This is a genomic window from Flavimarina sp. Hel_I_48 (assembly GCF_000733945.1).
Lineage (GTDB): Bacteria > Bacteroidota > Bacteroidia > Flavobacteriales > Flavobacteriaceae > Leeuwenhoekiella.
On sequence record NZ_JPOL01000002.1, the window covers coordinates 1184104 to 1196302 of the forward strand.

The 12199-nt window shown below is 39.8% G+C and carries 10 protein-coding genes; all 10 read right to left on the reverse strand.

The features are described 5' to 3' along the window. Positions 1–16: 16 nt before the first annotated feature. The gene (locus P162_RS05325) at positions 17–1306 is read right to left on the reverse strand and encodes a TRAP transporter large permease (protein WP_031426202.1); all 1290 of its coding nucleotides are present in this window, start codon (positions 1304–1306) and stop codon (positions 17–19) included. Then, positions 1303–1770, reverse strand: coding sequence for a TRAP transporter small permease (locus P162_RS05330; protein ID WP_031426203.1), 468 nt, complete (start codon positions 1768–1770; stop codon positions 1303–1305). The genes P162_RS05325 and P162_RS05330 overlap by 4 nt, the downstream gene beginning before the upstream one ends. A 5-nt stretch (positions 1771–1775) precedes the next feature. Beyond that, the gene (locus P162_RS05335; protein WP_031426204.1) at positions 1776–2768 is read right to left on the reverse strand and encodes a TRAP transporter substrate-binding protein; all 993 of its coding nucleotides are present in this window, start codon (positions 2766–2768) and stop codon (positions 1776–1778) included. Further along, positions 2765–3436, reverse strand: a complete 672-nt coding sequence (locus P162_RS05340; RefSeq protein ID WP_031426205.1) for a bifunctional 4-hydroxy-2-oxoglutarate aldolase/2-dehydro-3-deoxy-phosphogluconate aldolase — start codon at positions 3434–3436, stop codon at positions 2765–2767. The genes P162_RS05335 and P162_RS05340 overlap by 4 nt, the downstream gene beginning before the upstream one ends. 117 nt (positions 3437–3553) lie before the next feature. Continuing rightward, entirely contained in the window at positions 3554–4555 is a 1002-nt protein-coding gene (locus P162_RS05345; RefSeq protein ID WP_241077734.1) for a sugar kinase, read from the reverse strand. Positions 4556–4575: 20 nt separating this feature from the next. Further along, entirely contained in the window at positions 4576–5979 is a 1404-nt protein-coding gene (gene uxaC / locus P162_RS05350; protein ID WP_031426207.1) for a glucuronate isomerase, read from the reverse strand. A gap of 115 nt (positions 5980–6094) precedes the next feature. Continuing rightward, positions 6095–6862 (reverse strand): SDR family oxidoreductase, encoded by a 768-nt coding sequence (locus P162_RS05355; protein WP_031426208.1) that lies wholly within the window; start codon positions 6860–6862, stop codon positions 6095–6097. 6 nt (positions 6863–6868) lie between these two features. Further along, positions 6869–7705 carry a 5-dehydro-4-deoxy-D-glucuronate isomerase gene (kduI, locus tag P162_RS05360; protein ID WP_031426209.1) on the reverse strand — a complete coding sequence of 279 codons (837 nt, stop codon included), beginning with the start codon at positions 7703–7705 and terminating at the stop codon, positions 6869–6871. A 257-nt stretch (positions 7706–7962) separates the two neighbouring features. After that, entirely contained in the window at positions 7963–8433 is a 471-nt protein-coding gene (locus P162_RS05365) for a universal stress protein (protein ID WP_031426210.1), read from the reverse strand. Between the two features lie 210 nt (positions 8434–8643). Then, positions 8644–12051, reverse strand: coding sequence for a ThuA domain-containing protein (locus P162_RS05370; RefSeq protein WP_031426211.1), 3408 nt, complete (start codon positions 12049–12051; stop codon positions 8644–8646). Positions 12052–12199 lie beyond the last annotated feature (148 nt).

A 12199-nucleotide genomic window follows, 5' to 3' on the forward strand; every position in this document is an offset into this window, starting at 1 on the left:
AGTAATTTTTATAAAGTTATTCAAACAAGCTGGGCAGCCAGAGGCTTATTGCCGGGATAAAAGTCACCAGTAATAGTACAATGGCCATTACAACATAAAGTGGAAGCAAAGGCTTCATTATTTTTTGAATACTGGTTTTTGCCACACTCACCCCTATAAACAGCACAGCACCCACTGGTGGCGTACAAAGTCCCACGCATAAGTTCATTACCATCATAATCCCAAACTGCACCGGCTCTATCCCCAGATTCACCACAACCGGTAAAAAAATAGGAGTAAATATGAGCACTGCAGGGGTCATATCCATGAATGTACCCACAAAGAGCAATAAAAGGTTTATGATAAGGAGAATAACAAATTTATTATCGCTCAGCCCCAGAAGCGCCTCACTGATCGTCTGTGGCAAACTTTCATAAGACATAACCCATGACATGCTCATGGATGTTGCGATGAGCAACATAACTATTGCTGTTGTCCCTACGGAATTTAAAAAAACGCTGTACAGTTTTGGCATGTCAAGTTCTCTATAAATAAAGGAGAGGATCAATGTATAAAGTACCGCAATACCTGAAGCTTCGGTAGCGGTAAAAATACCGGAAACAATACCGCCTATTACAACTACTAACAACAATAAACTGGGAAGGGCATCCAGAAATGTTTTAGCGATTTTCTTAAGTCCGCTGCGTTCTCCCGGCGGATATTTTTTCTTTTTGATCCAGAATGCAGCGGTAAGCATAAGGGCTAATCCCATCAAAATCCCTGGAATATATCCTGCCAAAAACAAGGAGGCGATTGAAACACCCCCGCTCGCCAGGGAATACACGATAAGTACGTTAGACGGTGGTATGATCAAACCGGTAGTTGATGAGGTTATATTGATTGCCGCACCAAATTCTTTTGAATAATTATCCTTTTCCATATAAGGGCCCAGTATACCTCCTATTGCAGAAGTCGCAGCTACCGCAGAACCTGAAATGGCACCAAAGAGCATTGCTGCAATTACATTGACATAAATAAGGCCACCGGGCAATGCTCCCATGAGGGATTTTGCCAAAGCGATAAGCCGGTGGGCAATCCCACCCTGATTCATAATCTGGCCTGCCAAGATAAATAAGGGTATGGCCAACAAGGAAAAACTGTCAAGGCCGGTAGCCATTCGCTGCGCGATAGTGGTAAAAGAGGCCAGGGAATCTATAGAAACCATGATAGTACTTAAACATGCAATACCAATAGACCAGGCGACGGGTACCCCAATGGCCAGCAATACAAAAAAAACGATCACCAATATTAAAACCTCTACAATCATATCAGGTATTTTTTAGGATTGCGTAATTCAATGAGCTTGTAGGTCACTATCAACAAACCGCTTAAGGGCACTACCGCATATACAAAACCCAGTGGTATATTGAGTGATGCAGAATATTGTCCCAATAAATAATTTACATATACCAGGTTTCCACCGCCTATGATAAGTACGACGATGCTAAAAAGGATAATGAGGATATTTATTACGATACGTAGGCGCATCTTATTTTGATCTCTAAGATAACCCTGCAGGATATCTATAGAAAGGTGAGCCTGTTGACCCACGGCATAAGCCGCTCCCAGAATGCCTATCCATATAAGAAGATATCTCGCCACTTCTTCTGTAAATGAACTTGGGGCATTAAGGGCATATCTGGAAAATACCTGCCAGAGTACCGAGCATACCATGAGCGCCATGAGAAAAACGAGAAATCCTCCCAGAATTTTGTCTAGTTTTAATTTCATATTATTTAGTTAACCGCTTGAATCTGTTCTATTAATTTTTTCATTTCGGGAACCTGCTTATATTCTTCATATAAAGGCTGCACACGTTCCCTGAAAATTTCTTTATTTGGGATGATAACCTGTACTCCGGCTTCCTTTATTTTTTCCAGCGCTTCCATTTCAGCTTCATGCCAAATTTCTTTTTCGTAAACACGAGACTCTACCGCAGCTTCCTTTACCCACTTTTGTTCGTTCTCACTTAGTTTATCCCATAGTAAAGAACTGATCAATAATTCATCTGGGACTGCCGTGTGCTCGTCCATCGTATAGTATTTACAGACTTCATAATGACGTGATAAATAGAAGCTTGGAAGGTTATTTTCTGCACCATCCACTATTCCCTGTTGCAGTGCCGTATACAATTCCCCCCAGGCGATAGGTGTGGGCGAACCACCAAATACCTTCACCATATTGATAGCGGTCTGGCTTTCCATCACTCGCATTTTCTCACCGTCCAGGTCATCTGGGGTATTAATAGGGGTTTTACTGTAAAAACTGCGACTTCCAGCATCATAAAAGGTTAGTCCTTTCAGCCTTTTGGGAAGGCTTGCATTGAGCAATTCTTCACCAACCTCACCTTCTAAAACGTTGTAGCGATGCTGACTATCGCGGAATAAAAAAGGCAAACCCATAACTTTTAATTCCGGGACAAAATTCTCCAGTACCCCGGTAGATACTTTAGTCATTCCCAGGCTGCCTATCTGTAATAACTCCAGGCATTCCCGCTCTGAACCTAATTGTTGATTGGGATAAATATCAAGCACTAAGGTACCGTTTGATTTTTCTTCTAGACGTTCAGCCATAAAGACCATGGCTTTGTGAACGGGATGGGTCATATCAAGACCGTGACCCAGTTTAATTGTACGAACATCATTATCTGCCTGACAGCTACTAAAAATCATCGAAAACGACCCAAAAATGGCTAAAATCAGTAAAAATTTACTCGTTTTTAGCCTCATGACCTCAATTCTTTTACCACTGCGAGCGCTTCTTTCAGGTTTTGGGTTATTGCTTCATAATCATAAGCGCCATTTTCTTTTTTTATAAAAAGTTTAGAGCCTATACCTACACAATGTACCTCTGCTTCAAACCAGGTTTGAAGATTTTCCCTTGTGGGTGATACACCGCCGGTAGGCATAATGCTGCTCCACGGTTGCGGGCCTTTGACCGCTTTTACAAAAGGTGGGCCGCCCACCTGCATACCGGGAAATATCTTGACCACTTCTGCTCCCAGCTCTTCAGCATAATTAATTTCTGATACGGTACCACAACCCGGCATCCAACCCACTTTACGGCGGTTACAGGTTTTAGCCATTTCTGCATTGATCAAAGGAGAAACGATAAAATTTGCACCTAGCTGAAGATATAACGATGTCGTCCCAGGATCTATGACAGAGCCTATACCTAAAATCATCCCCTCGAGGTTTTGGGATACATATTTATTGAGTTCACCAAAAACTTCATGTGCAAAATCACCGCGATTGGTAAATTCAAAAACCCTGGCGCCAGCTTCATAGCAAGCTTTAACTATTTGCTTGCAGACTTGGATATCCTTGTGATAAAAAACAGGAACGATTCCTGTTTCTTTCATCATTTGTACAGCTTCAATGCGCGTGTATTTTGCCATTTATTTGTATTTTTTGGTTTCTTATTTTGCTATTGACACTATGGAATAAATATACATTCCCTATGGCTATTCTTAAAAAATAAAAGGTTTTTATAAATTTAGATCATAGATCCTAAACTACCTTTTAATTCGCCCACCTGTATTGCCCTGCATAATTTCCAGAACCTCATCTACACTTACTAAATTAGCATCACCTAAAACGGTATGCTTTAATGCACATGCCGCATTGGCAAATTCAAGTGCGTTCTTATCATCATAGCGTTTTAAGCCATAGATCAAACCTGCTGCATATGCATCACCGGTACCTATACGATCTATTACATCTGTAATTTCCAGTTCACTGGTTTCAAGATAAGTTGTTCCCGTCCATACACGGCCATACACCCGTTGCCAAGATGCGCTGAGTCCTGTGCGCACCTTATCAAACACTTTTTTGATTGAAGGGCATTCTTCCATTAATTTTTTACTGGCCTCCACAAATCCTTCTTTAGAAAAATCAAATTCGGTTTTCAAAATCTCATTAATCTCATTTACCCCACCTATGAATATTGTTGAAAGCCCCACAAGTTCCAGTAAAATTTCGTGTCCATCCTTTCCATACTTCCAGAGATTACTGCGGTATGCGGGATCAGAAGTAACGGTAACACCCAATTTCTGTGCTACTTTAAGTCCATTTTTTAAAGAGATATAGGCATTCTCTGAAATTGCAGGAGTGATCCCCGTCCAGTGAAAGAAATCTGCTCCTTTTAAAATATTTTCCCAATCTACCTGGTTTGGTTCAATATGAGCAAAAGCACCATGCAAACGGTTATAGGCAATTTTACTTGCCCTTAGGCCAGCGCCCACTTCCAGAAAATAAAGCCCCATAGGGTGGTCTACTTTATTAATCGCAGAAACATCAATATTCAATTTTCGCATCGCTGCCAGCGCGGCATCACCTACTAAATCATTTGACACGTTAGTGATATGTTGCGTTTTTTCACCAAAGGCGGCAAGTGATGCCGCTACATTCATCTCTGTACCCCCAAAATAAAATTCCAAACTATTGGCCTGGGTCATTTTCAAGCTTCCGTGGGGTGATAAGCGCAGGATTACCTCTCCAAAAGTGACAATTTTCATAGGTTTTTCATCTTTTTCCATTAGAAATTGAAGTATTGCTTAGCATTTGAATAGCAAATATTGCTAATGGTCTGACCTACCAGTTCCATATCACCTGGCAACTCTCCGCTAGCCATATCCCTACCAAATAAATTACAAAGAACCCTACGGAAATATTCATGCCTTGGGAAAGAAAGAAAACTTCTGGAATCTGTGAGCATACCTACAAAACAGCTTATGATCCCCATACTTGAAAGCGTATTAAGTTGGTTTTCCATACCATTTTTCTGATCTAAAAACCACCATCCAGAACCCCACTGTACTTTACCTTTTATGCTACCATCATTAAAATTACCTATCATGGTCGCGAAGATGGCATTATCTGCCGGGTTTAAGTTGTATAATATGGTTTTGGGGAGTTTATCTTTTACGTCTAATGCGTTTAAGAATGCAGATAATGATTCTGCCTGCGGGTAATCTGCGATAGAATCCCAGCCTGTATCTGGGCCTATTTTAGCAAGCATTCTCTTGTTATTGTTACGCAAAGCACCGAGATGAAACTGCTGCACCCACTCTCTTTTATGGTAGTTTTCTCCTAAAAATAACAATATAGCCGTTTTGAATTGGTCAATCTCTTTTATGGAAAGGGGATTATTGTTCCTCCTTTTTTCAAAAATTGCATTTATATCAGCATCATTGAATTCTTCAAAAGAAATAGAATTTAGACCATGATCACACAATTTACAGCCATTGTCATCAAAGTAATCGATACGTTTTACCAAAGCGTCCTTGAGCCGTTGAAAAGAATCGATACTTAGTCCTGCTGCATCTCCCAACGCATTCAGGTAATCCAAATAGTTTTCAGCTTCAATCAAAATCGCTTTATCTGGTCTAAACGCCGTACTTACTTTTACACCAAAATCCATTGAACTCATTTGCTTGTGATATTTGAGCGCATCAGTAGGATCTTCCGTTGTGCAGAGTGTCTTGACGTTCATTTTGGTCAATAAGCCCCGGCATGAATTTTCTGGTTGCTGTAGCTGTGCGTTCACATTCTCATAGATACCAGGTGCGGACTTCTCCGTCAACAACTCATCAATACCAAAATAACGTTTGAGCTCCAGGTGGGTCCAGTGGAATAGCGGGTTGCGCAACGTATGGGGTACCGTTTTTGCCCAGGCCTCAAATTTTTCTTTGTCACTTGCGTCTCCAGTTATAAACTTTTCATTTACACCCATTGTGCGCATGGCGCGCCATTTGTAATGATCTCCCGCAATCCAAACCTGTGAAATATTATCAAAAACGCGGTCTTCCGCTATTTCCTTAGGGGGTAAATGATTGTGATAGTCAATTATAGGCTGTTCTTTTGCATAGGTATGATACAATTCTTCCGCGAAATTATTCTGCAGTAAAAAGTTATCAGTTATAAAACTCGTCTTACTCATTCTGTATTTTTTTCGTTTAAGGTTGCTGATCTTCTCCTTAGAGGTACATATAACATTTCATGAAAAATACCGATAATTACTATCAGTGCAAAGTGCATTATAATATTTACATATATTATCTGCCCATCCAGCCACCGTCCACAGTCATAACCGTACCGCTCATATAGTCACTTGCCGCGGAAGCTAAAAAGACAATAGGCCCTTTAAAATCATTCGGCTCACCCCATCTACCAGCTGGGATGCGTTCTAAAATAGCCTCGCTGCGCTCCGGATTATCCTGTAACGCCTGCGTATTATCTGTTGCAATATAACCGGGAGCAATGGCATTAACCTGAACTCCCTTAGCGGCCCATTCATTAGAAAGCGCCATTGTCAACTGGCCTATGGCACCTTTTGATGCGGCATAACCAGGTACGGTGACACCTCCTTGGAAAGTAAGTAAAGATGCGGTAAAAATCACCTTACCACTGCCACGTTTAAGCATCTCTTTACCAAATTCCCTACTTAGGATGAACTGCGCATTTTGATTGACCTCAATAACTTTGTCCCAATATTCATCAGAATGTTCTGCCGCAGGTTGGCGTAAGATAGTGCCTGCATTATTAACCAGGATATCAATCCTTGGGTTTTCTTCCTTCACCTTTTTTATAAAGGCATAAAGCCCTTTACGGTCTGAGAAATCACAAGAATACCCTTTAAATTTCCCCCCTGCCTTTTGAACACTTTTTTCTATATCGGACCCCTCTGATTCTAAGGTAGCCGAAACGCCTATAATATTAGCACCAGCCTCTGCCAGCGCCTCTGCCATTGCAAAGCCTATACCTCGCTTACAACCAGAAACCAATGCTGTTTTTCCTTGTAAACTAAATAAATTACCTGACATAATACTTTATTTAAGTTCGTGAGGTTGTACGCCATCCATATCTCCATAATCAAGATTTTCACCCGCCATACCCCAAATAAAGGTGTAATTAGAAGTCCCGGCACCTGAGTGTATTGACCATTCCGGTGAGATTACCGCCTGATGATTTTGCATAAAAATATGTCGCGTTTCATCGGGCTGTCCCATAAAATGGCTAATAGTTTGCCCATCTTCAAGATCAAAGTAGAAGTATACTTCCATACGGCGGCTGTGTGTGTGCGGGGGCATTGTGTTCCATACATTGCCATCTTTTAATTCAGTCATGCCCATTTGCAATTGACATGTATCAATAACGCTGTTGACCAGTAATTTATTAATGGTACGTTTGTTTGAAAACTTACTATCACCAAGCTCAACAACCTCAGCCTCATTCTTGGTTACTTTTTTCGTATCATACTCTTTATGGGCCGGGGCAGAGTTTATATAAAAATATGGTTGCTCCCCATCTGTCGCTTCAAAGAACACTTCTCTTTTGCCCCTGCCTACATACAATGCCTCTTTGCGACCCAATTCATACGTTTCTCCATCTACGGTAACCTTGCCTCTACCTCCTACATTGATAATGCCCAATTCACGACGCTGAAGAAAGTAGTCTGCTTTAAAAGCATCAATAGGCTCCAACTTCAATTTTTTATCTACCGGAAAAGCACCACCAGCAATGTACCTATCATACATTGTATAAGTAAAGTTGATTTCGTCTTTTTTAAATAGTTCCGGTATCAAGAAATGATCACGCAATTCCTGTGTATTATAACTCTTGACATCGTTAGGATGGTGTGCATATCTAAATTCTGAATGTGTCATATTAAATTAAAATTTACGGTTTTGATCGATTGAGTGTAATCGATTACACGAATATAGTGGAATTTGTCTAAAAAGCCAATATTTAGGTATGAAATTGGCTTTTTGAAGAAATAAAAAATAGAAATTAATATGCTGTTTTATAACATCATTGTTCAATAGTCTTATATAGCAAGAACTATTGAAGCACTACCCGCCCATCTAATGAATGGCTTTGATTTAAATAAATGTAAAAGCACTGAGATAACAGAAAAGAAGTGTTATTGATCGTTGTTTTCTTTTTTCACTGGAACTATCAGTAGTGGAATTTTTGTATGTTTCACAATGTTTACCGCAGTATTTCCCATTAACATATTTTCTAAAAAACCACGACCATGCGTTCCCAGCACCAGTAGATCAGCCCCCCATGCTTCCGCATATTCAAGTATCGCTTCAGAAACTTCGCCTTCAATCACGCTACTTTCCACATTTGGATCCCCCAGATCTGAAACCACTGTATCAAGATATTTTTGAGATGTTTCCCTTAGATCCTCTAAAACATTCACATTCGTGATCGTATTAAAACCATCATAGCCCATCATAGAATCGTGAGCATCCATATAATAAACCGCATCAGATACTACATGTATAATAGACACTTTAGCTCCAAGAGCCAGAGAATACTCGTAACCTGTTTTTAAAACCTGTTCTGAAGTGGGACTGTAATCTAACGCAATACATATTTTTCTCATAATTGAATTATTAGGATTTGGAAATGCATTAATAATATCATTCCTATTAATACAGTTTTTAAAAATTTGAACTTAATAGCGATAATTAAAACCATTGCTAAAATCAATACATTGAAGTTTCTAAATTACTAAAGGAAACCCATAAAAAAATCGGAATTAGATAAAAATCATCCAATCCCGACTATAGTTTATAGTTAATACTCTTTTGTATTAATTGCCTTTAAAGTTAATGGCTAATACGGCATAAGAAGGTGATTTTACAGCTTCCGTTGTAGGAAGATAAGTGAAATACAATTTATGAAACTCTTCTCCATCAATTTTTTCTAAAGGAATATCAATACTACCGTTGGTCTGAGCTGTTCCTGGTTTTTTCATCGTTCCCATTCCTATAACTTTTCCATTCTCTGAATCCAAATGCACCTCGTAACGCAAAGAGGAGTTCATTTCCTCTCGCCAGGAGACGTTCAATGAAACATTGCGCACACCGGTTAAATCTATATCGGGCAATGCAAACCACCCCTGCTTTTGTGGTGCAATAAGCATTTTATTCCCGTTATATTCTATTTGTGAAAAACCATCCTTCTCCATATCTTCATTGATCTTTAACATGCTACCAGGCAGAACCTTCTGCGCGGTACCAGTCAAAGGTCTACTTGAGGATGAGCCCTTATCTGTATAGCTGGCAACTAAGACCATTGTTTTACCTGCATCAGCATCCTTGGGAGTTATTGTTCCTGTACGCGGTAAAGACTTTTTCTTTACTGTATTATCTGACAATGAAACTATATAAGAAACAATCTGTTTAGTTTCAGCATCTGTAAGGGTAGGATGTGCAGGCATCATAACTTCGCCCCAGGCACCGGCGCCACCAGCCATAATCTTTTTGGTCAAATAGCTAAATACATTTTCATCGTTCTTGTATCTTTCTGCAACCTGATTGTAAGAAGGTCCTATAGATTTCTCACCAACCTTATGACAGCTACGGCAATCTAATGTTTCTGTAAGCGTTTTGCCCATGATTGAGGCATCTCCTTCTTGGTGGCCGCGCGCTATGGAAGCACCATCCATTCCCTCCATGTAATCTACAGATACAAATATATTTTCTTCATTTATCGCTGTACCGTCTTCTACATCCTCGACCAATATTTCATAGTCTAATGGTACGCCTGGCATAAAGAAAGCCTTGTTGCCCCTATTGATTTTAATAGATACTTCAGGACGTGTATTGCCAGCAACCACTGAAACCGTTTCGCTGATGGCATTAGCTTTTTTATCATCCCTAACCTCTACGGAAACAGTATAGCTACCAGCATCTTTGAAAGTATATTCAATCTGAGGTTCTGTTGTTTCCTTTGTTTCATTTTCACCTAAATGCCAAACATACGTAAGAGCATCTTTCTCCCTATCCCTTGCTGTCACACTGGCTTTGATTTGAAGGGGAAGACCACCTGAGGTCTTATCAACTTTAAGATCACTTACCAATGGAGGTCTGTTACCCCCGTTATATTCTATGCGCGCAAGACCAGAATCATCATTTTTTGAAAACCATCCGCTACCATATTCGAGAAGATAAATCCTTCCATCTGGCGCTACTTCCATATCTATTAGAGAATTCAGTTTTACATTCGCCGCAAATGGCTCCATCTTATTAAAATCGCCATTAGGGAAAAAGCTTGCCGCCATCATCCAACCCCGCATCCAATCGTAAATGATAACCTTACCATCAAAATAGGACGGAAGTGCGTTTTCCTTTGGAAACATATCAGAATAATACACAGGTCCTGCCATGGCATTTCTTCCTCCCTGTCCTACCTGTGGAAATTCGCCTGTCGCATCATAGGGATAAAATACATAAGCAGGCTGAGCAGGTGGTAATTCCGTTAACCCTGTATTGTTCTTGGAATTGTTCATGGGATGCTCTGGATCATAAAGTTCACCGCTTTCACCAGTAGCATAATCATATTCGCGATAAGGCTTGTTATCTGCAATCACCAGTGGCCATCCAAAATTACCGGCTTTTTGCGCCTGGTTCATCTCATCATAACCTTTGGGACCACGTGTAGCCAAACTATCTTCATTAGCATCTGGTCCTACTTCCCCCCAGTATAAATTGCTATTCTTCTGATCTACAGAAATACGGTATGGATTACGGTGTCCCATTGTGTAAATTTCGGGCCTTGTTTTCTCAGTACCTTTCTTGAAGAGGTTACCCTCTGGAATATCGTAACTGCCATCTTCATTAATTTTTAACCTAAGGATTTTACCGCGCAAATCATTTGTATTTGCAGAAGACCTTCTGGCATCAAATTGCTTGTGATCTGGTGTATCATTCAGTGGCGCAAAACCATTGTTAACGTAATCTGCTTCTTTTTCATTAAAAGGAGTGGAGTTATCACCTGTTGATAGATACAATAGCCCATCTGGTCCAAAAGCTATAGAGCCTCCGGTATGGCAACAAATTTCACGCTGCGTATCAATTTCAATAATTATCTGTTCTGTTTCTTTCTTGAGTTCATCATTTTCAAATTTAAAACGGGAAAGCCTATTGATCCATTGATCACCAGTAGGCGCATAATACATGTATATCCAGTGGTTTTTTTCAAAATCAGGGTCTTTTTGAAGCCCCATGATCCCCTCTTCAGCATTTACACCTGGAGTATTTAGCGTTTTATGGTAAACATCAAGAAAACCTACCTGGCTGATCTTTTTTGTCTCATCTTTATACAACATCAACTCTCCCCTACGCTGCGCTACAAGCACATCATAATTAGGAAGTATAGTCATTTCAGTTGGTTCAAAGAATTCACCTTGCGAAAGTTGATTCTTAGTAAATCGATCTGCATCTGGCGGGATTTGAGTTACAGCCTTATCATAATTAAGCTTTTCATTATCGCCCATTGCATATTTTATACCACCCATAAGGTGCTTGAGGTAATTGGGATCTACAAAACTCTCATCAGTATGACCTAGTTCTGTATAAAAGGACCTTCCACCGTCATATTCATGATACCAGCTCATGGGATGATAAGCACCATTTGTACCTCCATCATAGGATTTCTCATCAATTTCCAACAAAACATTAATATCTGGATTGATTTTTTTAAAATTATAGAGTTCATCTGTTCTTTGCCAGATAGAATCCTTGAGAAATTCCGTTGCGGGGAAATCAGTGTTTTTTACTTTGAAATCAGCCTTTTGTATTGCAGGATGACTCGTGAAATATGCCCCCACTAGTTTACCATACCAGTTCCAGTCATATTCTGTATCTGTAGCTGCATGAACACCTACAAAACCACCACCAGCTTGAATATAACGTTCAAAACCAGCTTCTTCGCTGGCATCCAGTACATTTCCAGTAGTGCTTAAGAAAATGATCGCAGCATACTTATTAAGGCTATCTGATGAAAAAACAGCTGCATTTTCTGTTGCATCTACCTTAAAATTATTTTCTGCACCTAATTTCTGAATGGCTGCAATACCTTTAGGGATCGAAGCGTGACGAAAACCTGCAGTTTTAGAGAATACTAATACCTGGGGATCGCCCTCCCTTTTATCACTTCCGCACCCGAAAAAAACGAGCAGGGAAATAAGGGTAATAAGTAAAAAACTTCTTTTCATATGATGTTACTAAAAATTAACTATTTCGTTATAAGTGTCGAAAATACGATTTATTTAAAAATCGATTCCTCTTTTAACCAGTATATTTATTTAATATGGACTTTTATTAACAAATATCAACAAATGAGTCAGACTGAATAACAATTTC